The following is a 23,716-nucleotide window of genomic DNA, read 5'->3' as shown; positions in this document are numbered from 1 at the left end:
GGCCCGTCCCGTCCGGCGCGGGCGTGCCCGGGCGCCGCCGCCCGGCTCGCCCGGCGCTCGGCGTACCGCCGCCCGGCCTGCCCGGTGGTGGGCCGTACGGCCGGGCGACGGGCCGGCCCCGGCCGGACCCCCGCTTCCGTCGGCGAGCCGACACCGCGCGGTCGCCGAGGCCCCGCGACCACCCGGGTGGCGTGCCTCACCTGGGGGTCTGCCACGCGGGTGATCGGGAAAGCGTCTACAGTGCGTGATCTTCCCGAATCCCTGACGACCCTGGTCCGACGCGGCAGAGAGCCCGCGGTGGCGCAGACGGTGCGGTCCACGGCCGCCGCCGTCATCGCGTACGTGGTGGCGCTGACGCTCAGCAGCGAACCGGCGCCGCTCACCGCGCCGCTGACCGCCCTGCTCGTCGTCCAGGTGACCCTGTACTCCACTCTGACCACCGGCATCCGCCGGGTGAACTCCGTCGTCGCCGGCGTCCTGATCGCCATCGGCTTCAGCGTCCTGGTCGGCCTCACCTGGTGGAGCCTGGGACTGATCATCCTGGCGTCGCTGGTCATCGGGCGCTTCGTCCACGTGGGGGAGTTCGTCCCCGAGGTGGCGATCAGCGCCATGCTCGTCCTCGGCGTCACCCGGGTGACGGAGACCGCCTGGGACCGGGTCCTGGAGACCCTGATCGGAGCCGTCGTCGGACTCCTCTTCAACGTGCTGCTCGTCCCGCCCGTCTGGGTCGAGCCGGCCGGCGACGCCATCCAGGACCTGGCGCGCCGGATAAGCGGACTCCTCCGCCACCTCGGCTCCGAGGTCGGCCGGCCCACCCCCGTCACGGAGGCCGCCGCCCGGCTGCACGAGGCGCGCCGGCTCGACCACGACGTCGCCGAGGTGGACGTCTCCCTCCGGCAGGCGGAGGACAGCCTCCGGCTCAACCCCCGGGTCAAGGAGGGCCTGCTCTCCCGGATCGTGCTGCGCACCGGGCTGGACGCGCTGGAGATCTCCGCCGTCGTGGTCCGGGTGATGTGCCGCTCCCTGACCGACCTGGCGCGCGAGCGCACCGACGAACCCCTCTTCCCCGAGGACGTCGCCGCCGCGCTCACCGATGTGCTGGACCACCTCGCCCGGGCCCTGGAGAGCTTCGCCGTGCTGATCACCAGCCAGGTGAGCGCCAACGCCGAGGAGGCCGAGTCCCGGCTGGTCGAGGACCTCGCCGTCGGCCGGGAGAGCCGCGACCGGGCCGCCCACCTGCTGCTGGACAAGGTCCGCGAGCACCCCCGGCAGTGGCAGCTGCACGGCTCGCTGCTCGCCGAGATCGACCGCATCCTCGACGAACTCGACGTCGAGAAGCGCACCGAGCGGCTGACGGAGGAGCTGGACCGGCACTCCCGGGCGTCCCGGGAGCGCTGGCCGCTGCTCCACCGGATCAGGCGGCGGGTGGTCCGCAGCCGGTTCGGCAGCAGGAGCACCCGCGCCTGACGGTCCCGGGGCGCCGCCTCCCCGGCGGCGCCCCGGGACCCCGTCAGCCCGCGGTCACCGGCGTCCGGTCGTGCTCCCGGTCGTGGTGGCGGGAGATGTTCCGCTCCAGCAGCGCCAGGCAGTCCGCCACCCCGACGGACGCCGGCGTGAACGCGGGCAGCCGCCCGTCGTCCCGCTTCAGCCCGGTCAGCGCCTCGTCCATCGCGGTCTGCGCCGCGAACAGGCAGGGGGTGCTGTAGATGGCGACGTCCACGCCCAGCTCCGACAGCTCCGGCAGCGACAGCCGGGGCGACTTGCCGCCCGCGATCTGGTTGAACAGCAGCGGCTTGTCGCCGATGACGTCCCGCACCTTGCGGATCCAGTCGACGCTGCGCACCCCGTCGACCAGGACCACGTCGCAGTCCGTCGCCGCCAACGCCTTGGCGCGGCGCAGGATCTCGGGCTCGTCGGTGGCGTCCGTGCGGGCCACGACGACCATGTCGCGGCGCGCCTGGAGCACCATGTCGAGCTTCTCCAGGTACTCCTCCAGCGGCAGGATCAGCTTGCCGTCCACGTGCCCGCAGCGCCGGGGCCGCTTCTGGTCCTCCAGGATCACGCCGGACGCGCCGACCTGCTCCAGCGACCGCACCACGTGGCAGGCGGTCTCGGGGTCCACATAGCCGTCGTCGATGTCGACGAGCAGGTGCTGCGCGGGGAACGCCTGGCGCAGCCGCTGGACGAAGCCGACGAGGTCGGGCCAGGCGATGAACCCGATGTCGGGCAGGCCGTAGTGGGAGGCGGCGAAGCCGAAGCCGGAGACGAACATGCCGTCGTAGTGCCGGGCCGCGACGGAGGCGGAGAACATGTCGAAGACGCCGATGAGCGGGGTGGTGCCGGTGTCCGCTATCGCGGCGCGTAGCCGATTCGGGTGGTTCACGGTAACCTCCGGGGTGAGTTGGGCAACGCGCGCGCCGACCGCTGCCGCCAAGCCGAGGACCGGCCGCGCGCTGCTGACCAGGACCCGGGTGTCCGCCGTGGGGAACGGCGTGCCCCGGGTTCTGTGCTGTGTGCGTGCTCCGCTGTGCGCGCTCGGGGCCCGGGTCCGCTCGGTGCGGAGTGGCGCCCCTCACTTCCGGTCCGGAGGTTAGTCAAGTCTTGGTCATGGAGCAATCAGGGAAATGTAAAGTCCCGGGCGGTGCAATGCTTTTGCGCCGAAAGGCGCCCGCACCGCTCGGGACGGCCGGTCCCCTCGTCGTGCCGGACGTCAGCCGCGGACCGGCACCTTGTGCGCCACCGCGGTGACGTGCAGCTCGCCGTTGTCCACCAGATCGTCGAGCGGGACCGCCTGGTGGGTCCGCGCGGCGGGCGGCGTCACCAGCAGGTAGGTGCCCTTGCGGGCCGCCGTGCCGGAGTGCGTCCAGGCGACGTTGGCCTGCGCGGCCTCACCGGGCTTGAGGTATATGAGCTTGTTGCCCGGGTCGTCCGCGTACCAGGTGCTGCCCCACACCGTGTGCGAGGGCAGCGCCTTGCGCTGGGAGTCCGCCAGGCCCAGGCCCGGGTACCCGCGCAGCGCGCACGTCCGCTGGGTGGTGTTCTTCAACTCCAGTGTTCCGCCCGCGTGGTTCATCCCGCCGCCCAGCCGCTCGGCGAACGAGATCCGCAGGTCGGAAGTGCCGCACGTAGGAGTGCCGGACGCGGTGTCCGGCCCGTCCTGGGCGGCGCCCGCCGTCCCGGACGCGGCGGCGAGCGCGATCCCCGCGGCGGCGGCGACGCTCACGAGGCGTGTGGCGGTGAGGCGTGTCACGAGCTGTTCCTTTCCTTGAGTGTTCCCCCGAGTTTCACGTGCTGTCATGCTCGCTGCGCCTACCCGTCACATGCGCCCTCGAACGCGCCGGAGCGTAGGGAACGCGCCACCCCGGCGGCCGGAATTCCCTTTCCTTCCCCCGGATTTCCTCGTCGTTCCCCCTGCTTCCCCTTCCGGAAAGGCCGGGTTGCGCCCGGTCGGGCGCGAGGCGGGAGGGCGTTCCGATTCTCATCGCCCCCTTCAAAGGCGGTCAATCGGCGAAATGGAGGGCGTACGGGGGCCGTTCGGCCCGGCCGGACGGGCCGAACGGCCCGGCCGGACATCGGCCCGAAACCGCCGCTCGGCCCCTTGCGCGCCCCAGCGGGCGCGTTAGGCTGCCCCGCCACACGCGGTTCAGGCCGGACGAGTACTCGGGGGACTCCAGATGCTCTTGCGACGGATGATGCGAAGGACGGCTCGACGCGCTCTCCAGGGGGCGCCCCCGGTATCCTCCCCCGATCCGGCCGCCACCTGCCCCGCCGCCGGCCGCCCGGCGCGCGCCCGGTGGCGCGTGACCCTGACCCGGGCGCCCTTGCGGACGGCGGCCCCGGCCTGCGCGCTGGCCTGCGCCGCCCTCCTGGTGGCCACGGCCGCCCCCGCCCCGGGAGCCACTCCCGCTTCCGGAGCCTCTGCCGCGTCGTCCGTTTCCGGAGCGTCCGCCCGTACGCCGTCCGTCCGGGCGGACGCCGAGCGGCTGGCCGGCCGGCTGGCGGCGGAGGTCACCGCCGCCGGCGCCTGGCGCCACCTGGAGGCGTTCCAGCGCGCGGCCGACGACCACGACGGCGTCCGCGCCGCCGGCACCGCGGGCTACGACGCCTCGGCGCGCTACGTCACCCGGCGGCTGACCGAGGCCGGCTACCAGGTCCGCGTCCAGCGCTTCTCCTTCCCCGACAGCGTGCCCGTGTCCCAGACCGCCCAGGTCACCGGGCCCGACCCGCGCACCCTGCACCCGCTGCTCGCCCGGTTCTCGCCCGCCACGCCGGACGGCGGATGGCGCGGACGCCTGGCCGTCCTGCCGGAGAAGGCGTACGGCTGCGACGCCGCCGACTACGCCGGGGACGTCCGGGGCCACGCCGTCCTCGCCCGCTACGGCGGCTGCGACCTGGCCCGCAAGACCGAACTGGCCGCCGCGGCCGGCGCCGCCGCCCTGCTGGTGAATGTCGACCAGCAGCCGGCGGCGATGAACATCCGCTCCACCGTCCGCCCACCCGCCGTCGCCCGCGTCCCCACCGCCAACCTGCCGCGCGGCGAGGCCGAACGGCTCGCCGCCGACGCCGCCCGCGGACCCGTCGACCTCTTCCTCGACCTGCGCGGCCGGGCCGTCACCACCGACTCGTACAACCTGCTCGCCGACACCCCCGCCGGGCGCGCCGACCGCACGGTGGTCCTCGGCTCGCACCTGGACAGCGCCACCGAGGGCCCCGGCCTCAACGACAACGGCAGCAGCGCGGCCATGGTCCTGGAGACCGCCCTCCGGCTCGCCCCGCACCGGGACGAGGTCCGCAACCGGGTGCGCTTCGCCTTCTGGGGCGCCGAGGAGGAGGGCATGATCGGGTCCGGGCACTACGTCGGGCAGTTGAACGACCGGGAGCGCCGGGAGACCGCGCTCGTCCTCAACTTCGAGACCATCGCCTCGCCCAACTACGCCCGTATGGTCTACCACGGCACCGGCGCCGTACCGCCCGGCACCGACACCGTCGAGAAGGTCTTCACCGACCGCTTCGCCCGGCGCGGCCTGCCCACCGTCCCGCTGGAGTTCGACGGCCGGTCCGACTTCGCGCCGTTCATGGCCGCCGGCATCCCCGCCGGGGGCGGCTCCGCAGGATACAACCACCTCAAGTCCCCCGAATGGCAGCGGCTGTTCGGCGGCACCGCGGGCGAACTCACCGACCCCTGCTACCACCAGACCTGCGACACGCTCTCCCACCTCGACCGGACCATCCTCGGCCAGTTCGGTGACGCGATGGCCTGGGCGACCGCCCGCTTCGCCGTCGACGTCTCCGACGTCGGCACGGCCCGCGGCCGGTGAGCCACGCGTCTCGGGCGCTTACGATGACGGGACCGCCCAGCGTGAGGAGCCGGCCATGAGCACCGCCTTCCCCCTGACCCGGACCACCCGTCCCGTCCCCGAGGCCGAGCGGGCCGCCCGGCTCGCGGCCCCGGGCTTCGGCCGGTACTTCACGGACCACATGGCCACTGCCACCTGGACGGCGGACGCGGGCTGGCACGACCGCGGCATCGGCCCGCTCGCCCCGTTCACCCTGCACCCCAGCACCGCCGTCCTGCACTACGCCCAGGAGATCTTCGAGGGGCTGAAGGCGTACCGGCACCCCGACGGCAGCGTCTGGCTGTTCCGCCCGGAGGCCAACGCCCGCCGCTTCATCCGCTCCGCCCGTCGGCTGGCCCTGCCCGAACTGCCCGAGGAGGACTTCCTCGCGAGCGTCGAGGAACTGGTCCGGGCCGACGCGGCGTGGGTGCCCGTCCCCACCGGCGAGGAGAGCCTCTACCTGCGGCCCTTCCTGTTCGCCTCCGAGGCGTTCCTCGGCGTACGCCCCGCCGCCGAGGCGCGCTACTCGGTGATCGCGAGCCCGGCGGGCCCGTACTTCCCCTCCGGCGTCACCGGCGTCACCCTCTGGATCAGCGGCCGCTACACCCGCGCCGCCCCGGGCGGCACCGGCGCCGCCAAGTGCGGCGGCAACTACGCCGCCGGCCTGGCCGCCCAACTGGAGGCCCGGGACCACGGCTGCGACCAGGTGCTGTACCTGGACAGCGCGGGCCGGGGCACCCTGGAGGAATCGGGCACCATGAACCTCTGCCTGATCACCTCCGACGACGAACTCGTCACCCCGTCCCTCGGCACCATCCTGGAGGGCGTCACCCGCGACACCGTCCTCACCCTCGCCCCCGACCTCGGCCTCACCCCCGTCGAACGGACCGTCACCTTCGACGAACTCCGCACCTCCGCCGCCGACGGCCGCGTCACCGAGGTCTTCGCCGCCGGCACGGCCGCCGTCATCACCCCCGTGGTCGGCTTCAAGAGCGACGCCCACACCTTCCCCATCGCCGACGGCACCCCCGGCAAGAAGACCCTGACCCTGCGCGAGCGCGTCCTGGACATCCAGTTCGGCCGCGCGGAAGACCGCCACGGCTGGCTGCGGCGAGTGCTCTGACCCTCAGCGCGCCCGCGCCGGGGCGGGCTCAGCGGTCGCGGAAGGTCTGCACTCCCTTGCGGCAGCCGCGCGTCCAGGAGTCCGGGTAGGCGGTGCCGGCCTCGCGGGCGCGTTTTTCGCAGCCGCCCCAGACGACCTCGCGGACGGCCGAGCCCTTGCCGCCGGCCTCCAGGACGTCCTGGCCGGTGTCGAAGCCGTCGTCGTAGGCGGACTCGGAGGTCTCCTCCTCGTCCTCCGCACCGTCGTCGTCCGGGTCCGCCGCCTCGTCGTCCTCGGCGGCGTCGAGGGCGTCGTCGCCGTCGTCATCGGCGTCGTCGTACGCCTCGTCCTCGTCGTCCCCGGCGTCCTCGCCGGCCCCGCCGTCCTCGGCGTCGTACGCGCCGTCGTCGCCGGGGGCCGGGTCGCCCGCCGTGCCCGGGCGCCGGTGGTCGTCGCGGGGGCCGGGGTCGGTGCCGCAGGACGTCAGGAGGAGGGAGCAGACGGCCGCCGACGCGAGGAGGAGGGGGAGGGTCCGGCGGGGGCGCCGGGTGGGCGGGGGCGGGGGGAGGTGCTCGGGAACCGTCTGCTGTGCCATAGCACCGTACGGTACGGGGTCCGCGGCCCTCGGTGTTCGGGCGCTCGGACGCTCAGGCGCTCAGGCGCCGGTGACCGGCGTCAGGACGAGGCGGACCTCCAGCTCGTGCTCGCCCGGCACGGTGCCGTGGTCCTCCACCCCGAAGGCCCCGGCCAGTTCCTCCTGCACCTGGCGCACCGGCTGCGCGGCGCCGAACAGGTCCACGGTGACGGGGGCGTCGAGCGGCACCGGGGCGGGGTCGGTGCGCGGGCGGCGGGCCCGGGTGTCGACCACCGTGCACCAGACGACGGGCTTGCCCGGCGCCGTCCCCCGGCCCCCGCTCCGCTCGGCGATGACGGTGCCGGGGGAGGTGGGGAAGGCGGCGTCCAGGGCGGCGATGACCGCGTCGGCGGTCTCCCGGCCGCAGCCGGTCAGATGGACGCTGACGTGATCCGCGCTGTCCGGGTTGGTCACCGGGAACTCCTTTGCGTCGTGCCGTCGTCGGCCGCTGCCGCCGCGCCGTCCCCCGGCTCGACCGTACGAGCCGGCCGGCCGCGCGGCACTCGGGGCGGGTCCGTCCGTGGCGGACCACCCGCGGCCCCGGGCCGGGTACCCCCCTGAGCAGGGGCGCATGCCCCGAGTGGCCCAGTGCGACCCCGTTCGGCTCTGCCGGGTGGGGCCTCGATCCCCGATCCTGGACGAATGGGATGACCAGGAGGATCGGGTCGACCGGGACGACGTCGGCCGGGACGACTGGGACGACTGGGGCGGTGCCACGGCGCCGCCCCGCGAGGGAGAGCGGTCCGTGATCACACGCATTCGGCTGCCGCACCGGCACCTGGCGCCGCCCGGGCGGCCCGGGCCCCCGCCCGAGCCGCCCCGGCGCCCCCCGCCGCCGCCCAGGCCCGGCTGGGGCCGCTGGGTGCTGGCCTTCGTGCTGGTGCTGTTCGTGGTCGTCATCCTGCTCGCCCGCGGCCTGCCCGGCCGAGAGCCCCGCGCGGAGTCCTACAGCGACTTCGTCGCCAAGGTGGACGCCGGGCAGGTGCGCAGCGTCGACATCGGCGACAAGGGCACCGTGACCGGCCGGCTCAAGGACGGCACCGAGTTCACCTCCCAGCTGCCGACCGCCCTCGGCGCCGGTCAGCTCGAACAGCGGCTCCAGGCGCAGCACGTGGAGATCACCGCGTCCCGCAGCGGCCAGGGCAGCCCCTGGCTCTCCGTCCTGCTGGCCTTCCTGCCCCTGCTGTTCCTGGGCGCGTTCTTCCTCTGGGGCGCCCGGCGCGCCGCCGGCTCGCTGACCGGCGGCATCAGCGCCATCGGCCGCTCCCGCGCCAAGATCATCGAGGCCGAGCGGCCCACCACCGGCTTCGCCGACGTGGCCGGCTACGAGGGCGTCAAACAGGAGATCGGCGAGGTCGTCGACTTCCTGCGCAGCCCCGAACGGTACGCCCGGGCCGGCGCCAAGGGGCCCCGCGGCGTGATCATGGTCGGGCCGCCCGGCACCGGCAAGACCCTCCTCGCGCGGGCCGTGGCCGGCGAGGCCGACGTGCCGTTCCTGTCGGTGACCGGCTCCGCGTTCGTCGAGATGTTCGTCGGCGTCGGCGCCTCCCGGGTCCGCGACCTCTTCGAGGAGGCCCGCAAACGGGCGCCCTCCATCATCTTCATCGACGAGATCGACGCCGTCGGCGGCCGGCGCGGCGGCGGCACCCGGCTCGGTGGCAACGACGAGCGCGAGCAGACCCTCAACCAGCTCCTCGCCGAGATGGACGGCTTCGACCAGAGCAGCGGCATCGTCGTCGTCGCCGCGACCAACCGGCCCGACGCCCTCGACCCCGCCCTGCTGCGCCCCGGCCGCTTCGACCGGCAGGTCACCGTGCCGCTGCCCAACCAGGCCGAACGCGCGGCCATCCTCGCCGTCCACGCCCGCGGCAAGACCCTCGACCCGGGGGTCGACCTCGACGCCGTCGCCCGCGCCACCCCCGGCTTCTCCGGCGCCGACCTCGCCAACCTCGTCAACGAGGCCGCCATCAACGCCGTCCGCGCCGACCGCGCCGTCCTCACCGCGCAGGACCTCGACACCGCCCGCGACCGGGTGCTCCTCGGCCGCCGCGAGACCTCCAACGCCCTGCTCCCCGAGGAGCGCCGCTCGGTGGCCGTCCACGAGTCGGGCCACGCCCTCGTCGCCGCCCTGTGCGAGCACGCCGACCCCGTCGCCAAGGTCACCATCCTGCCCGCCGGGGTGTCCCTCGGCGTCACCGAGCAACTCCCCGAGGCGGAACGGCACCTGTACAGCGAGGGCTACCTCACCGACCTGCTCGCCGTCCGGCTCGGCGGCCGGGCCGCCGAACTGGTCGTCTTCGGCGAGGGCTCGACCGGCGCCGCCAACGACCTGGCGGGCGCCACCCTCATCGCCACCCGGATGGTCCGGGAGTTCGGCCTGTCGAGCGTGCTCGGGCCCGTCGGCTACGCCGCGCCCGGACAGCAGCTCCTCGGCGAGACGGCCGAGGAGCTGCAACGGCGGCCCTACTCGGAGCAGACCCAGCGGATCGTCGACCAGGAAGTGGCCCGGCTGCTGGGGCAGGCCGAGGAACGCGCGCTGGGCCTGCTCCGCGCACACCGAACCGCCCTCGACCGGCTGGCGGACCTGCTGGTCGCCAAGGAGACGGTGGACGGCGCGGTGGTCCTTGACGTGCTGCGACGGGAGGGTGCGTGAGCGGGGGCGGGGGCTCGCCGGGGTGGGAGGACCCACCGGGCCGTCCCGTGGCCTGCCGCGTGCTGAGGGTGGACCTGCCCGGCCGTCCTGGGGAGGAGCAGGCGGATCCGTCCGGCCGTCCCGTCGCGCGTCGCGCGGGGACGGGAAGCACGGGGACGGGAAACGCGGGGCCGGGAGCCCCGCCCGACCGCCCCGGCGCCCGCCGCTCAGAGCTCCCAGCCGTACATCGGCGACCGGCGCGGCTCCGGCCCCGACCCGCGCGTCGCCACGTCCCGCTCCGCCGTGCCGATCAGCCGCTCCCCGAGCTCGCGCAGCGCGCGGCCCGCGGCGAACTCGTCGCCGATCACCGGGACGTCCTGGTCGCCCGGCGCGCACCGGGCGACGCCCTGCCCCGTGACGGTGGTGGCGCCGGTGTCAAGGACCGCGCGGGCCTTCGTGGTGCCGCCGTCCTCGGTGAGGTCCAGCCGGATCCTCCACTCGGTCGTGTGCTCCATGGCTCACTCCTCGCTCGGGTGCCCCCGCCTCCATTCTGCCGCCGCCCGCGCCCGCGCGACCGTCCGCGACCGGTCCGGGTGCACCCGGTGACGATTCCCGTACGCAGCGCGGCGAACCCCTGTACGGAGCGGACCGTTCCGCGGCGGGCCGTGACCCATCCCTGAGGCGCGTCGTTCGCTTGCAACGCCGTGTGCCCGGGGGCGTCAACTGCGCAGGGGGAAAGGGCCCGTTGTGCGTGTGATGTCGCGTTGCCGTGGTGAACGACGGTGGCCGGACGGTAGACCAGTGTCGTCACCCGGACAACGGCCGTCGCCAGGAGGTTCCGTGAGCCCACGACGTACGCTGCTGCGCGGCACCCTTGCCGCGGTCCTCTGCGCCGCCGTCCTGCCCGCCTGGGGCACCTCGGGCCGTGACCGGCGGAACCCGGCGCCGCCCGGGGCGGAGGCCGCCACGGCCGCCTACATGGAGGCCGTCCGCACCGACCGGCGCGCCCTCCGCGCCTTCCTCCACGCCCTGCCCAAGGGCGCCGACCTGCACAACCACCTCGGCGGCGCCGCCAGCACCGAGCTGCTCGTCGACCTCGCCGCGCGGGACGGACTGTGCATCGAGAAGGAACGGCTGCGGGCCGTGCCGCCGCCCTGCCCGGCGGGCGGCAGACCGGCCGCCGACGTCCACGCCGACCGGGCGTTCCACCGGCACCTCGTCCGCGCCTGGTCCATGCAGGACTTCCGGCCCGGCCGCGAGTCCGGGCACGACCACTTCTTCGCCACCTTCGAGAAGTTCGAGCCCGTGGAGATCGGGCACATGGGCCGGCTGCTGAGCGAAGTGGCCGACCGGGCCGCCGCACAGCACCAGTTCTACCTGGAGACCATGGTCACCCACGCCACCGCTGGGGTGGCCGCGCTCGCCGCGCGGGCCGGCTTCGACCCGGACCTCGGCCGGCTGCGCGGCCGGCTGCTCGCCGGGGACGGGCTCGGCCGGCTGGTCGCCCGGGCCCGGGCCGCCATGGACCGGTCCGCCGCCGAGTTCCGCGCCGCCTCTCGCTGCGGGACGCGGCGGCCCCGCCCCGGCTGCGGGCTGGAGATCCGCTTCATCACCCAGGTCGACCGCTCCGCCGCCCCCGAGCAGGTCTTCACCGAGCTGCTGCTCGGCTTCGAACTCGCCCGGCGGGACCGGCGGTTCGTCTCCGTCAACCTGGTCTCGCCCGAGGACGGCGCCGTCGCCCTGCGGGACTACGGGCTGCACATGCGCATGCTGCACCGGCTGCACGCCTGGTACCCGCGCGTCCCCGTCACCCTGCACGCCGGCGAGCTGGTGCCCGGTCTGGTCGGGCCGGAGGACCTGCGGTCGCACATCCGCCAGGCCGTGCTGACCGGCCATGCCCAGCGGATCGGGCACGGGGTGGACATCGGGTGGGAGGACGCCTCGCGCGAGTTGCTGGAGACGATGGCGGCGCGGCGGATCCTGGTGGAGATCCCGCTGGTCAGCAATGCCCAGATCCTCGGGGTGGCGGGGCGCCGGCACCCCTTCGCGCTCTACCGGGAGCACGGGGTGCCCGTGGCTCTCGCGACGGACGACGCGGGGGTGGAACGGAGTGACATCACGGCCGAGTACGAACGGGCGGTCACCGCCCACCGGCTGGGCTACCGGGCGCTCAAGGATCTGGCCCGGACGTCGTTGGAGTACGGGTTCCTGCCCGGGCGGAGCCTGTGGCGGGACCGGGGCGGCTTTGTGCTCGCGGAGCCGTGCGCCCGTGAGCGGCCCGGGGGCCCGGGCCCCCGGGCCGCTTGCGCCGCCTTGCTGGCGGGGAGTGCGAAGGCGGCGGTGCAGTGGAAGCAGGAGGTGGCCTTCGCTCGGTTCGAGGAGCGGGTCGCGCGGCTTCCGGGGGCGGTGCGGTAGTGAGGTGCGGGTGGGGGCGCCTGCGGCGGGCTGTGCCCCAGCCCCACCCCTTCGCCGATTCCTGGGGGCTCCGCCCCAGACCCCCGAAACCGCGCTTCGCGCGCGGTTGCCCTCAGACGCCGGACGGGCTGATCGGCTGCCCCCAGTCGGCCACCAGTCGGCCGTCCTCCGCCAGGGCCACCTGCGTACCCAGGTCCGCCGAGGCCCGGGAGAAACGGTGGTGGATCCAGGCCCGGCCGCCCTCCGAGGCGAGTTCCGTGTGGCCGTAGCCGAGCTGGAGGGGGACGGCCCGCAGGCGGACCGGGGCGGGGCCGTCGAAGGTGACGAGGAAGAGAAGCCCGAGGTCGTTGCGGAGGACGGGGTCCACGGCGTAGTCGTCGACGAAGTCGCCCATGTCGTACAGGGTCCGCCGGCCGGCGCCGTGGAAGACGTGGGCCGAGTGGCCGGCGACGAGCGCGGCGCCCGCCGTGTGCAGCCGGGTGGCGGCCTCGCGGACGTAGCCGGGCGGGGCGGAGGTCATGTTGGGCCCCCAGTGCGGGGTGACGAGGACCGCGTCGGCCTGCCCGGCGGCGTCCGCCACCGCGTCGTGGAGCCAGCCGGGCAGGCCGTGGTGGAGGTCGGCCCAGGCGACGCCGGGGCAGTCCGGGGCGGCGGCGAAGTCCTCCGGGTGGTCGGTGGCGCCGAGCACCGCGATCCGCAGGCCGCGCGCCTCCAGCAGGGCGGGCGCCCGGGCCCCGGCCTCGTCCGGGCCGGCGCCGACCACCGCGATCCCCGCCTCGCCCAGCAGGTCCCGGGTGTCTCCCAGCGCGTCGGCGCCGTAGTCGAGGGCGTGGTTGTTGGCCAGGTTGACGCAGTCCACCCCGAGGCGGGCCAGGACCCGCGCGGCCACCGGCGGGGCCCGGAAGAAGAAGGGCTTGCCCGGCGCCGGCCACGGCTCGCCGCGCGCGGAGACGCAGCACTCCAGGTTGAGGACGAAGAGGTCGGCCTCGGCCAGGGCCTCCCGCACTCCGGGGGAGACCAGGGTCTCCGGCGCGGGCGCCGCCGCCAGTCGTTCGGCGACGCCGCGTCCCAGCATGGTGTCCCCGGCCAGGGCCACGGTCACGGTCACCGGCGTTACCTCCCGCTCCCTTCAGTCTCGGCCGGGGCCCGGCGCCCGGCAAGCGGCGGCGGACTCAGCGCCGGAGCACCTTGCGCGCCAGCGCGTTGCCCAGCAGTTGCGCGACCTGGACCAGCGCGATCAGCACCGCCACCGCCACGACCATCACCGAGGTGTCGAACCGCAGGTAGCCGTAGGTCATGGCCAGGTGGCCCACCCCGCCGCCGCCGACCGTCCCGGCCACCGCCGAGAAGTCGATCAGCGCGACGAGCATGAACGTGAAGCCGAGAACGAGCGGTCCGAGGGCCTCCGGCACCAGCACGGTGAGCAGGATCCGCAGCGGGCCCGCGCCCATCGACCGGGCGGCCTCGATCACCCCGGACTCCACGGACAGCAGGTTCGTCTCGACGATCCGGGCGACGCCGAACGTCGCCACGACGACCATCGGGAAGACCGCCGCGTCCGTCCCGATCATCGTGCCCACCACCCCGCGCGTCACCGGGGACAGCGCGACGATCGCGATGACGAACGGCACCGGCCGGACGATGTTCACCAGCGTGTTGAGCACGGCGAAGACCAGCCGGTTGGGCAGCACCCCGCCCTTGCGCGTGGCGTAGAGGGTGAGCCCGACGGCCATGCCGAGCACCGCCGACAGCGCCAGCGTGACCAGCACCATGTAGACCGTCTCGCCGGTCGCGTCGACCACCTTGGGCCAGAAGACGCTCCAGTCAGCGTGCATCGGCGCCCACCTTCTCCCCCGCCCGGTCGGTCCGGACGGCGTCCAGCGCCGCCACGAACGCGTCCACGTCCCCTTCCTCGCCGCGCAGTTCGAGGGTCACGCTGCCGAGCGCGGCGTCGCGCACCTCGCCGACGCCGGCATGGGCGATCGTGAAGTCCACCCGGTGCTCGCGCAACAGGCGCGACAAATGCTGCGCGGCGGGTACGTCCCGCGCCACCGGGACGGTGATCAGCCGCCCGGTGTGCCGGCCGCGCAGCCGTTCCAGCGCCTCGCCCTCGGGCGGGTCCCCGAGCGCGGAGCGGACGAACACCTTGGTGACGGGGTGCCGAGGCCGGGCGAACACCTCGTACACCTCGCCGCTCTCCACCACCCGGCCCTCCGACATCACGGCCACCTGGTCGCACAGGAAGCGGACCACGTCCATCTCATGGGTGATGAGGACGACGGTGACGCCCAGTTCGGTGTTGACGCGCCGCAGCAGCTCCAGTACCTCCCGGGTCGTCTGCGGGTCCAGGGCCGAGGTCGCCTCGTCGCACAGCAGCACCTTCGGCGACGTGGCCAGGGCCCGGGCGACGCCGACGCGCTGCCGCTGGCCGCCCGACAACTGCTCCGGCCAGTGCCGCGCCCGGTCCTCCAGGCCGACGAAGCGCAGCACCTCCAGGGCCCGCCGGCGCGCCTCGGCGCGCGGGGTGCCGGCCAGCCGCAGCGGGTAGGCGACGTTGCCGAGGACCGTACGCGAACGGAACAGGTTGACGTGCTGGAAGACCATCCCGATGGAGCGCCGGACGGCCCGGCGCCCCCGCTCGTCGAGGGCCGTGAGGTCCCGTCCGCCGACCAGCACCCGCCCCGCGGTGGGGACTTCGAGGTGGTTGACGAGCCGCAGCAGGGTGCTCTTCCCGGCGCCGCTGTGCCCGACGACGCCCAGGACGGTGCCCTCGGCGGCCGTCAGGGAGACCCCGTCGACCGCCGCGAACTCCGTTCCGTGCTTGCCCGGATAGGTCTTGCGGACGTCCCGCAGTTCGATCACGGCCGTCAGCTCCCCTGCCCGGTGAGGCGGTCGAGCTCCTTCTCCAGCGCGGCGGGCGGGATGTCCACCACGTAGCGCGCGCCCTTGCCGGACTTCCGCACGGCCGCCTGGACCTTGGCCGACCGGTAGAGCCGGACGACCTTGCGCAGCGTCGCGTCGTCCTTGTCCTTCGCCCGCGCCGCGATGACGTTCACGTACGGGCGGGTGGCGGCGCTCTCCGGGTCGTCTCGGAAGACGGCCTGCTCGACGCGGTAGCCGGCCTGTTCCGCGACACCGGCGTTGATGACGGAGGCCGCGGTGTCCTTCAGGGCGCGCGGCGTCTGCTGGGCGTCGACCGGGGTGAGCTCGAGGTGCTTGGGGTTGTCGGTGACGTCGTCCGGCGTGCCGTAGATGCCGGCCTTCTCCTTGAGACCGATCAGCTTGGCCTCCCGGAGCACGAGCAGTGCCCGGCCCTGGTTGGACGGGTCGTTGGGGATCGCGATCCGGGCGCCGTCGGGGATGTCGTCCACCGAGCGGTGCTTGAGCGAGTACAGGCCCATGGGTGCGACGGAGGTGGAGGCGAGCGGCACGATGTCGGTGCCGTTCTGCTGGTTGAACTTGCCGAGGAAGGCCAGGTGCTGGAAGGCGTTGAGCTCGATGTCGCCGTCCGCCAGGGCGCGGTTGGGCAGTTGGTAGTCGTCGAAGTTGACGATCTTGACGTCGATGCCCTCCTTCTTGGCCTCCTCGGCGAGCACGTCCCACTCCGGGTCGGCCCCGTTCACCCCGATCCGCACCTGCCCGTCGGCGGATGAGCCGGACATGCCGCAGGCCGACAGCAGGGCGGTGAGTGCGGCCGCGGCGGAGGTCGCCGCGGCGCGGCGGAGTACGTGTTTCATGAGGGCTCATCCCGGGTGGTGGCGATACAGGGCCGGTTCGTCGGAAGATCACCGGCAGGTTGCTGGTGATCGTAGGAGCGAAACCCGGAATGGCCTGGTCATGAAAGGAAGGATTCACTTCCTTGCAATGAAACGAAGGTCGCCTGGCGAGCGTGGCCCTCAGGACGCCGTGCGCTCGACCGCCTCCTCGACGACCGACCGCAGCTCGCCCGTACGGGCCAGGGCCGCGCGCTGGAGGTCCGCGCCGCCGCCCCGGGCGAGCAGGCGCGCCAGCGACTCCTCCACCAGGGCGAGGTCGCCGGAGTCCGCGAGCGCGTCGCGGACATGCTCCACCAGCGCCCGCACCACCGTCTCCGCCGGGGCCGGCGTCCACTCCAGCGGGTGCACCAGGCCGTCCGCGACGCCCGACCTCGACGCCCGCCAGGACGCCAGCCGCAGCAGCCCCACGGAGACCGGCTCCGGCGGCCGGCCGGCCCGCCAGTCGCGGGCCGCCGTGTCCACCAGGCCCCGGGCCAGGGCCGCCACCAGCACCGTGTCGTCCGGGTCCAGGCACACGTCGGACACCCGGATCTCCACGGTGGGGTAGTTCCGCGACAACCGCGCGTCGAAATAGATCATGCCCTTGTCGAGCAGTGTCCGTGTGTCGAGCAACTGCCGTACGTGGGCGTGGTACCGCTCCGGACCGCCGAACACCTCCACCGGGCCGGCCGACGGCCAACGCCCCCACACCTGGCTGCGGTAGCTGCTGTAGCCGCTGTCGTGGCCCTGCCAGAAGGGGGAGTTGGCGCTGAGCGCGAGCAGAGGGGCCAGCCAGGGGCGGATCCGGTCCAGGACCGCCACCCCCTCCTCGTCCGACTCGACGCTCACATGCACGTGGCAGCCACAGGTCAGCTGCTCCTGGGCCGTGAGCCCGAACTCCTCCGCCACCCGCCGGTAGCGCCGGCCCGCGCTCAGCGAAGGGTCCACCGGCAGCGGCGAGGTGGCCAGGGCCGCCACCGCGGCGCCGACGGCCCCGGCCCGTTCGACGGCCGTGGCACGCCGCCGCCGCACCTCGGCCGCCAGGTCCGTCATGTCCTTCGTCGGCCGGGTGGCCGTCTCCAACTGCTCCCGCTGGAGCTCCTTCTCCAGCTCCGGATCGTCGCCCCGGGCCAGATCCTCCAGGGCCAGCACCGTCCCGGCCACGGCCCGCGGCTCCCCGCTGTCCGGATCCACCAGGAGGAGCTCCTCTTCCACTCCTACGCTCCGCATGCCGCCATCCGCCCCTTCCCAGGGTTCCGCTTGTCGTTCGGAGCCCGTATACCCAGGTCGGGCGAGGTTGCGCCGACCGGACCGGGACCGCTCTCAGCCGGCCGGATCCGGCGCGCGGCGGATCCGCACGACGTCATGGGTGTGGCCGATGGCGTACGTACCGTCCGGCCGGGCGAAGTGCTCGTCCACGTAGGCGGCGAGACCGGCACGGGAGGGAAGCGGGTCGAGGTCCTTCAGCCCGGGCACGTTGATCATGAACTCGGCGGTGGCCAGGGCCTCGCGCGGATCGGCCGTCCGGTACGCGTTCCCGACCGTCTCCACGGACCAGTCAGCCACCCGCCCCGCCTGCCGCGCCACCAGCCGCCGGGCGGCGGTCCGGAGGTCGAACCGGGCCCCGGTGAAATGCCGGACCATGCGCATGCACGCGTTGTCCGGATCCTGCAGCAGGACGAGGAGCGTGCCGCCGGGCGCCGTCCAGCCGAAGACCCGGTCGAGGATGCCGGGCCACTCCTCCTCGGGCAGGTAGTACAGCACGTGCGAGACGAGGACCAGATCCGCCCGGACCCCGGGCTCGGCACCGTCGACGGGCTCCGCCAGCACGGCGGCGCCCGGACACGTCCGGCGCAGCGCCTCCCGCATGGCCGCGCTGGGCTCGACGGCGACCGTCCGCTCGAAGTACGGCGCCAGCCGGGCGGTGGTCCGGCCCTCGCCCGCGCCGACGTCCAGGAACACCCGGCGCCGCCCGAGCCCCTCGACGAGGCGGACCAGGCGCGCCTCGATGTCCTCCTTCTCGTCCGTCCCGGCCAGGAAGAGCTCGAACGCCCGCCGGTAGGCGGCGCTTTCCACCTCCAGCACCCGCACCGGACCGGACCCCGCGAACGGCACGGACATCCGGCACCACCCCTCTCCTGTCCCGTTCCCCCGGCCATGGCACCGCGTTCCGCGGTCGGCGTCGCGCAGGCACGTTCCTGCCCGCGTGTCGCGTGGCGTACGCGCTGACGGAACCGGTCCGGCGCCCCTCAGTCCGCCGCGGGATCCGGACCCGACGCGACCAGCGCGGCCACCGCCTCCGGCGGACGGCCCGCCGCCCGCAGGGGCGCGCGGACGTCCCGGTCGAGACCGTCCGGCAGCCGCTCGACGTCGGAGAGCGGCGCGCCGTCCTCCATCCGGTGGCGCACGGCGTGCTGCCGGACGCCCGAGGTCTGCTCGATCTGGTGGACGAGGACGCCGGGCCCGAAGCTGTGCACGGTGCCGCCCGGCGCGTACGCCGTCTCCCCGGCGCGGACGGGATCCGGCGCAGCACCGCGTCGACGTCCTGCCTCAGCAGCGCCCCCCCCGGTCCGCGTCCTCCCGCACCCCGGCGTACGCCCCGGCGTACAGGATGTGCCACGCCTCCGTCTTGCCGTGCGGCTGGTTTCCAGCCGCCGGGCGCCGCGCTCACAGGATGGGCTTCCCGCCGGTCACCGCGACGCGGGCGCCGGAGATGTAGCTGCCCTCGTCGGAGGCGAGCAGGACGTAGACGGGCGCCACCTCGGCGGGCTGCCCGGGGCGGCCCAGCGGGGTCTGCTCGCCGAAGTGCTCCACCTGCTCCGGCGGCATGGTGGAGGGGATCAGCGGCGTCCAGATCGGGCCGGGCGCCACGCTGTTGACGCGGATGCCGCGCTCGCCGACGAGCTGGGCGAGGGCGGCGCAGAAGTTGGCGACGCCCGCCTTGGTGACGTCGTACGGCAGCAGCGTCGGCACGGGCATGTCGGAGTTCACCGAGCTGCTGCCGATGATCGAGGCACCGGCGTCCATGTGCGGCAGCGCGGCCTTGCACAGGTGGAACATCGCGCTGAGGTTGGTGGCGAGGGTACGGTCCCACTCCTCGTCCGAGATCTCCTCCAGCGTCCCGTGGGTCATCTGGAACGCAGCGTTCGAGACCAGCACGTCGATCCGGCCGAACTCCTCGACGGCCTGGGCGACCACCGCCCGGCAGTGCTCGGGCCGGGCGAGGTCGCCGGGGACCAGCACGGCCCGCCGCCCGGCCTCCTCCACCCAGCGCGCGGTGTCCCGGGCGTCCTCGTGCTCGTCCAGGTAGGAGACGAGGACGTCGGCGCCCTCCCGGGCGTAGGCGATGGCCACGGCCTTGCCGATGCCGCTGTCCCCGCCGGTGACCACCGCCACCTTCCCCTTCAGCCGCCCCGACCCCTGGTAGCCCTCCTCGCCGTGGTCGGCCCGGGGCCGCAGCTCCTTCTCGACGCCGGGGACCTCCTGCTGCTGTGCCGGCCGGGTCATCGTGCCTCCTCGCTCCGCGCTCGGCCCTCGGGGGAGGGCACGCGGGGGTGTCCGGGGATCTTCTCGGTACCGGCTCCGCGTACCCGGCCGGACGGGCCGGATGCGCACCGGCGACGGCCGGCGCCGGCCCCAGCGTCGCCGGTCCGCCGCGGCGGCGGCGAGAGGCGGGCCGCCGGTGCCACCGGATGGCGCACGGCGCGCGAGGGGGCACTCAGGAGCGCGGACGACCGCCGACGCGCCCGGGGCGTCAACAGCCCTCCGACGGGGCAGACCGCCTCGACGGAACCGTCGCCCCGCGCGAGCGAACGAGTGATTCGCCCCCTCCGTGGGCAGGCGGTGCCGCGACCAGGGAAAGGGGAAACACCGTGACCGCTCTCGGCCTGCCCGCCACCGTCCGCGCCTGCCTCTTCGACCTGGACGGCGTCCTCACCCGGACGGCGACCGTCCACGCCGCGGCCTGGAAGGAGATGTTCGACGCGTTCCTGGCCCAGCGCGACGGACCGGACTTCCGGCCGTTCGACAAGGCCGCCGACTACGACGCGTACGTGGACGGCATGCCCAGGGCCGACGGCGTCCGGACCTTCCTGGCCTCCCGCGGCATCACCCTGCCCGAGGGGAGCGACGACGACCCGCCGGACCGGGAGACCGTGCACGGTCTCGGCAACCGCAAGAACGCCCTGGTCCTGGCGAAGATCAAGAAGGAGGGCGTCCAGCCCTACCCGGGATCGGTGCGGTACGTCGAGGCCGTCCGGGCGGCCGGGCTGCGCCGGGCCGTCGTCTCGTCCAGCGCCAACTGCCGCGACGTCCTCGTCGCGGCGGGTATCGAGGACCTGTTCGAGGTACGGATCGACGGCATCGTCGCCGCCGAACGGCACCTGCCGGGCAAACCGCACCCCGACACCTTCCTCGCCGCCGCCGAGGCGCTCGGGGTGACACCGGCCGAGGCCGCGGTCTTCGAGGACGCCCTGGCCGGCATGGAGGCCGGCCGTTCCGGGAAGTTCGGCCACGTCGTGGGCGTCAACCGGGCGGACCAGGCCGAGGCGCTGCGCCGGCACGGCGCGGACGTCGTCGTGGACGACCTTTCCGACCTTCTGGGGGAGACAGCGTGATCACTCATCCGGCCTTTCTCGTCGAGCCGTGGTGCCTCCGCGAGACCGAACTCAACCTCGGGGTGCTCTCCCAGAGCGAATCGGTCTTCGCGCTGTCCAACGGGCACATCGGCTGGCGCGGCAACCTGGACGAGGGCGAGCCGCACGGGCTGCCGGGCAGCTACCTCAACGGCGTCTTCGAGTTCCGCCCGCTGCCCTACGCCGAGGCCGGCTACGGCTATCCGGAATCCGGCCAGACGGTCATCAACGTCACCAACGGCAAGGTGATCCGGCTGCTCGTCGACGACGAGCCGTTCGACCTCCGTTACGGCCGGCTGCACCGGCACGAACGGGTCCTGGACTTCCGCACCGGCCTGCTGCACCGCACCGCCGAGTGGACGTCGCCCAGCGGCCGGAGCGTCCGCGTCCGCTCCACCCGGCTGGTCTCGTTCACCCAGCGCGCGGTGGCGGCGGTGGCGTTCGAGGTGGAACCCCTCGACGGCGACGTGCGGATCGTCGTCCAGTCGGAGCTGGTGGCCAACGAGGAGATGCCCGACCTCGGCGGTGACCCGCGGACGGCGTCCCGCCTCAAGGACCCGCTCGTCCCGGAGCAGACCGCCGCCCAGGGCGCACGGCTGCGGTTGCTGCACCGCACCGCCCGCAGCGACCTGAAGATCGCCGTCTCGGCGGACCACGTCGTGGACGGGCCCGAGAAGACCGAGATGTCGTCGGAGAGCAGCGAGAACCTCAGCCGGCTCACCGTGGCCGCGCGGCTCGGCTCGGGACAGCGGCTGCGGGTGGAGAAGTTCGTCTCCCACGGCTGGTCGGCCGTCCGCTCCGTCTCCGCCCTGCACGACCAGGTGGACGCCGCGCTCGCCGGCGCCGTCAGCACCGGCTGGCGCGGGCTGCTCCAGGAGCAGCGCACCTACCTCGACAACTTCTGGGCCCGCGCCGACGTGGAGGTGGACGGGGACGCCGAGATCCAGCAGGCCGTCCGGTTCGCCCTCTTCCACGTCCTCCAGGCCGGCGCCCGCGGCGAGGCCCGCGCCCTGCCCGCCAAGGGCCTCACCGGACCCGGCTACGACGGCCACTGCTTCTGGGACACCGAGACCTTCGTCCTCCCGGCGCTCACCTACACCGCCCCGCAGGCCGTCGAACAGGCGCTGCGCTGGCGCCACAGCACCATGCCCGCCGCGCAGGAACGCGCCCGCCAACTGGGGCTGCGCGGTGCCGCGTTCCCCTGGCGGACCATCAACGGCGACGAGTGCTCGGCCTACTGGCCGGCCGGCACGGCCGCGTTCCACGTCAACGCCGACATCGCGGACGCGGTGGTGCGGTACGTCTCCGCCACCGACGACGAGGACTTCGAGCGGGAGATCGGACTGCCGCTGCTCGTCGAGACCGCGCGGCTCTGGCGCTCGCTGGGCCACCACGACCACCATGGCGACTTCCACATCGACGGGGTGACCGGCCCCGACGAGTACAGCGCCGTCTGCGACGACAACCTGTACACGAACCTGATGGCGCAGCAGAACCTGCGGGCAGCCGCCGCGGCGGCAGAACGCCATCCGGACGCGGCCGGGACCCTCGGCGTCGACGACGAGGAGACCGCCGCCTGGCGCGACGCGGCCCACCGGATGACCCTGCCGTACAACAAGGAACTGGGCGTCCACGAGCAGTCGGCGGGGTTCACCGGCCACCAGATGTGGGACTTCGCGCGGACGGGCGAGGACCAGTACCCGCTGATGCTGCACTTCCCGTATTTCGACCTCTACCGCAAGCAGGTCGTCAAGCAGGCGGACCTCGTCCTCGCCATGTGCCTGCGCGGCGACGCCTTCACCGACGAGCAGAAGGCGCGCAACTTCGCCTACTACGAGGCGCTGACGGTCCGCGACTCCTCGCTGTCCGCCTGCGGGCAGGCGGTGATGGCCGCCGAGACGGGCCATATGCGGCTCGCCTACGACTACCTGGGCGAGGCGGTCATGATGGACCTCTCCGACCTGGAGGGGAACACCCGCGACGGAATACACATCGCCTCCCTCGCGGGCACCTGGTTCGCCCTGGTCATGGGGTTCGGCGGGATGCGCGACCACGGTGACGCGCTCGCCTTCGCGCCCCGGCTGCCCGAGCAGCTGGGCCGGCTCGCCTTCACGCTCCAGGTCAGGGGACGCAGGCTGCGGGTGGAGATCACGGGCACCACGGCCACGTACACCCTCCTCGAGGGCGACGCCCTGGACATCCGGCACTGCGGGGAGCAGCTGACGGTCACCCCCGACGCGCCGGAGTCCCGCGAGGTGCCGAAGCTGCCCGCCCGGCCCGCGCCGGAACAGCCCGCGGGCCGCAGTCCGGCGCGGCGCCGGGCGGTCGCCCACGCCGAGTCGGAGGCGCCGCCCGGGTACCGGTGAGGCTGGTGGGACTGGTGGGGTGCACCCTAGGGTGCGCTCATGAGTGCAACCGATTACCTTTCCGAACTGTTCTCGCTGGACGGGCGGGTCGCCGTCGTCACGGGCGGCAGCTCCGGCATCGGCCGGGCCATGGCGGTGGCCCTGGCCCGGGCCGGGGCGAGCGTCGTCGTGGTGGCCCGCAGAGAGGCCGAACTCGACGACACCGTGCGCGAGATAGCGGCACACGGGGGCCGGGCGGCGCGGGTCAGCGCCGACCTCGGCACCCGGGACGGCGTCCGCGCCGCCGCGGAGGAGGCCGCCCGTGCGTTCGGCGAGCCCGACATCCTCGTCAACAGCGCGGGCGTCAACCTGCGTCCGCCGATGGCCGAGTTGGGGGAGGACGTGTGGGACGCCACCCTGTCGGTCAACCTGGAGGCCCCCTTCCTGCTCGGACAGCGCTTCGGGCCGGGCATGGCCGAGCGCGGCTACGGGCGGATCATCCACGTCACCTCGCAGCAGGCGCACCGGGCGTTCGTGCAGAGCGGCGCCTACGGCGTCTCCAAGGGCGCCCTGGAATCCCTCGCGCGCTCCCAGGCCGAGGCGTGGTCGCCGTACGGCGTCACCTGCAACACCCTCGTTCCCGGCTTCGTCATGACCCCGCTCAACGAACGCCTCTCCTCCGACCCGGAGAAGGTCGCCGCGCTCGCCGCCCGCACCCTCACCGGGCGCAACGGGATCGCCGAGGACTTCGCGGGGGCGGTGGTCTTCCTGGCGAGCCGGGCTTCGGCGTACGTGACCGGGCAGTCGGTGTTCGTGGACGGAGGGTTCTCGGTGCACTGAGCCCGGTGCGCGGGGCGGCGCCC

Annotated in this window: 21 protein-coding genes; 8 read left to right on the top strand and 13 right to left on the bottom strand. The window is 74.3% G+C overall.

All coding sequences use genetic code 11. From position 1 onward, the window contains the following. Positions 1-297 precede the first annotated feature (297 nt). Positions 298-1,467, top strand: a complete 1,170-nt coding sequence (locus tag J7W19_RS01970; protein ID WP_004942080.1) for an aromatic acid exporter family protein — start codon at positions 298-300, stop codon at positions 1,465-1,467. Between the two features lie 43 nt (positions 1,468-1,510). Here the strand turns inward: J7W19_RS01970 and J7W19_RS01965 are convergent, their stop codons facing one another. Next, the gene (locus J7W19_RS01965; RefSeq protein ID WP_004942082.1) at positions 1,511-2,383 is read right to left on the bottom strand and encodes an isocitrate lyase/PEP mutase family protein; all 873 of its coding nucleotides are present in this window, start codon (positions 2,381-2,383) and stop codon (positions 1,511-1,513) included. Positions 2,384-2,710: 327 nt separating this feature from the next. Further along, positions 2,711-3,250, bottom strand: a complete 540-nt coding sequence (locus J7W19_RS01960) for a DUF4232 domain-containing protein (RefSeq protein WP_004942085.1) — start codon at positions 3,248-3,250, stop codon at positions 2,711-2,713. Between the two features lie 550 nt (positions 3,251-3,800). On the opposite strand from J7W19_RS01960, the gene J7W19_RS01955 reads away from it, so the two are divergent. Both J7W19_RS01955 and J7W19_RS01950 read left to right on the top strand, forming a co-directional pair. Beyond that, positions 3,801-5,318 carry a M28 family peptidase gene (locus J7W19_RS01955; RefSeq protein ID WP_004942087.1) on the top strand — a complete coding sequence of 506 codons (1,518 nt, stop codon included), beginning with the start codon at positions 3,801-3,803 and terminating at the stop codon, positions 5,316-5,318. A gap of 55 nt (positions 5,319-5,373) precedes the next feature. Next, the gene (locus J7W19_RS01950) at positions 5,374-6,459 is read left to right on the top strand and encodes a branched-chain amino acid aminotransferase (RefSeq protein ID WP_004942090.1); all 1,086 of its coding nucleotides are present in this window, start codon (positions 5,374-5,376) and stop codon (positions 6,457-6,459) included. A 28-nt stretch (positions 6,460-6,487) separates the two neighbouring features. Here the strand turns inward: J7W19_RS01950 and J7W19_RS01945 are convergent, their stop codons facing one another. After that, on the bottom strand, positions 6,488-7,033 hold the full coding sequence (locus J7W19_RS01945) for a hypothetical protein (RefSeq protein ID WP_004942091.1): 546 nt from the start codon (positions 7,031-7,033) through the stop codon (positions 6,488-6,490). 60 nt (positions 7,034-7,093) lie between these two features. Further along, the gene (locus J7W19_RS01940) at positions 7,094-7,486 is read right to left on the bottom strand and encodes a hypothetical protein (protein WP_004942093.1); all 393 of its coding nucleotides are present in this window, start codon (positions 7,484-7,486) and stop codon (positions 7,094-7,096) included. A gap of 331 nt (positions 7,487-7,817) precedes the next feature. On the opposite strand from J7W19_RS01940, the gene ftsH reads away from it, so the two are divergent. Next, a complete protein-coding gene (gene ftsH / locus J7W19_RS01935) occupies positions 7,818-9,725 on the top strand; it encodes an ATP-dependent zinc metalloprotease FtsH (RefSeq protein WP_040888855.1) in 1,908 nt (635 codons plus the stop codon). A gap of 206 nt (positions 9,726-9,931) precedes the next feature. Here ftsH and J7W19_RS01930 read toward each other — a convergent pair whose 3' ends face one another. Beyond that, positions 9,932-10,219, bottom strand: a complete 288-nt coding sequence (locus J7W19_RS01930) for a DUF1876 domain-containing protein (protein ID WP_004942096.1) — start codon at positions 10,217-10,219, stop codon at positions 9,932-9,934. 325 nt (positions 10,220-10,544) lie between these two features. Between J7W19_RS01930 and J7W19_RS01925 the strand changes: the two genes are divergently transcribed. Then, positions 10,545-12,119, top strand: coding sequence for an adenosine deaminase family protein (locus tag J7W19_RS01925; protein ID WP_004942098.1), 1,575 nt, complete (start codon positions 10,545-10,547; stop codon positions 12,117-12,119). A gap of 112 nt (positions 12,120-12,231) precedes the next feature. Here J7W19_RS01925 and J7W19_RS01920 read toward each other — a convergent pair whose 3' ends face one another. From J7W19_RS01920 to J7W19_RS01885, 8 genes are all read right to left on the bottom strand, one after another. After that, positions 12,232-13,227 carry a CapA family protein gene (locus J7W19_RS01920; protein ID WP_004942099.1) on the bottom strand — a complete coding sequence of 332 codons (996 nt, stop codon included), beginning with the start codon at positions 13,225-13,227 and terminating at the stop codon, positions 12,232-12,234. 64 nt (positions 13,228-13,291) lie between these two features. Then, positions 13,292-13,954 carry a methionine ABC transporter permease gene (locus tag J7W19_RS01915; protein ID WP_004942101.1) on the bottom strand — a complete coding sequence of 221 codons (663 nt, stop codon included), beginning with the start codon at positions 13,952-13,954 and terminating at the stop codon, positions 13,292-13,294. Then, a complete protein-coding gene (locus J7W19_RS01910) occupies positions 13,944-14,981 on the bottom strand; it encodes a methionine ABC transporter ATP-binding protein (protein WP_004942104.1) in 1,038 nt (345 codons plus the stop codon). The genes J7W19_RS01915 and J7W19_RS01910 overlap by 11 nt, the downstream gene beginning before the upstream one ends. 5 nt (positions 14,982-14,986) lie before the next feature. Beyond that, complete coding sequence (locus J7W19_RS01905; protein WP_004942105.1) at positions 14,987-15,856, bottom strand: MetQ/NlpA family ABC transporter substrate-binding protein; 870 nt, start codon at positions 15,854-15,856, stop codon at positions 14,987-14,989. Between the two features lie 159 nt (positions 15,857-16,015). Then, a complete protein-coding gene (locus J7W19_RS01900; RefSeq protein WP_152265710.1) occupies positions 16,016-17,104 on the bottom strand; it encodes a glutamate--cysteine ligase in 1,089 nt (362 codons plus the stop codon). A 93-nt stretch (positions 17,105-17,197) separates the two neighbouring features. Further along, the gene (locus J7W19_RS01895) at positions 17,198-17,995 is read right to left on the bottom strand and encodes a class I SAM-dependent methyltransferase (RefSeq protein ID WP_004955205.1); all 798 of its coding nucleotides are present in this window, start codon (positions 17,993-17,995) and stop codon (positions 17,198-17,200) included. A 128-nt stretch (positions 17,996-18,123) separates the two neighbouring features. Further along, positions 18,124-18,351: a hypothetical protein gene (locus tag J7W19_RS01890; protein ID WP_004955207.1), complete on the bottom strand. Its 228-nt coding sequence runs from the start codon at positions 18,349-18,351 to the stop codon at positions 18,124-18,126. A 190-nt stretch (positions 18,352-18,541) separates the two neighbouring features. Continuing rightward, entirely contained in the window at positions 18,542-19,381 is an 840-nt protein-coding gene (locus tag J7W19_RS01885; RefSeq protein WP_004955210.1) for an SDR family oxidoreductase, read from the bottom strand. Positions 19,382-19,746: 365 nt separating this feature from the next. Between J7W19_RS01885 and J7W19_RS01880 the strand changes: the two genes are divergently transcribed. From J7W19_RS01880 to J7W19_RS01870, 3 genes are read left to right on the top strand one after another with little or no spacing between them, the layout of a single operon-like run. After that, entirely contained in the window at positions 19,747-20,490 is a 744-nt protein-coding gene (locus tag J7W19_RS01880) for an HAD family hydrolase (RefSeq protein ID WP_004955213.1), read from the top strand. Continuing rightward, positions 20,487-22,874, top strand: coding sequence for a glycoside hydrolase family 65 protein (locus tag J7W19_RS01875; protein ID WP_004955216.1), 2,388 nt, complete (start codon positions 20,487-20,489; stop codon positions 22,872-22,874). The genes J7W19_RS01880 and J7W19_RS01875 overlap by 4 nt, the downstream gene beginning before the upstream one ends. Positions 22,875-22,913: 39 nt before the next feature. Next, the gene (locus J7W19_RS01870) at positions 22,914-23,693 is read left to right on the top strand and encodes an SDR family NAD(P)-dependent oxidoreductase (RefSeq protein WP_004955217.1); all 780 of its coding nucleotides are present in this window, start codon (positions 22,914-22,916) and stop codon (positions 23,691-23,693) included. The last annotated feature ends 23 nt before the right edge of the window (positions 23,694-23,716 follow it).

This window comes from Streptomyces mobaraensis NBRC 13819 = DSM 40847 (assembly GCF_017916255.1).
GTDB classification, from domain to species: Bacteria; Actinomycetota; Actinomycetes; order Streptomycetales; family Streptomycetaceae; genus Streptomyces; species Streptomyces mobaraensis.
This window is presented reverse-complemented; position numbering and strand designations above follow the sequence as displayed.

Bases quoted from the DNA above. Each gene is read 5' to 3' on its own strand.
- J7W19_RS01885 (WP_004955210.1), bottom strand. From the start codon at position 19,381: ATGACCCGGCCGGCACAGCAGCAGGAGGTCCCCGGCGTCGAGAAGGAG.
- J7W19_RS01945 (WP_004942091.1), bottom strand. From the start codon at position 7,033: ATGGCACAGCAGACGGTTCCCGAGCACCTCCCCCCGCCCCCGCCCACC.
- J7W19_RS01905 (WP_004942105.1), bottom strand. From the start codon at position 15,856: ATGAAACACGTACTCCGCCGCGCCGCGGCGACCTCCGCCGCGGCCGCA.
- J7W19_RS01900 (WP_152265710.1), bottom strand. From the start codon at position 17,104: ATGCGGAGCGTAGGAGTGGAAGAGGAGCTCCTCCTGGTGGATCCGGAC.
- J7W19_RS01950 (WP_004942090.1), top strand. From the start codon at position 5,374: ATGAGCACCGCCTTCCCCCTGACCCGGACCACCCGTCCCGTCCCCGAG.
- J7W19_RS01915 (WP_004942101.1), bottom strand. From the start codon at position 13,954: ATGCACGCTGACTGGAGCGTCTTCTGGCCCAAGGTGGTCGACGCGACC.
- J7W19_RS01930 (WP_004942096.1), bottom strand. From the start codon at position 10,219: ATGGAGCACACGACCGAGTGGAGGATCCGGCTGGACCTCACCGAGGAC.
- J7W19_RS01895 (WP_004955205.1), bottom strand. From the start codon at position 17,995: ATGTCCGTGCCGTTCGCGGGGTCCGGTCCGGTGCGGGTGCTGGAGGTG.
- J7W19_RS01870 (WP_004955217.1), top strand. From the start codon at position 22,914: ATGAGTGCAACCGATTACCTTTCCGAACTGTTCTCGCTGGACGGGCGG.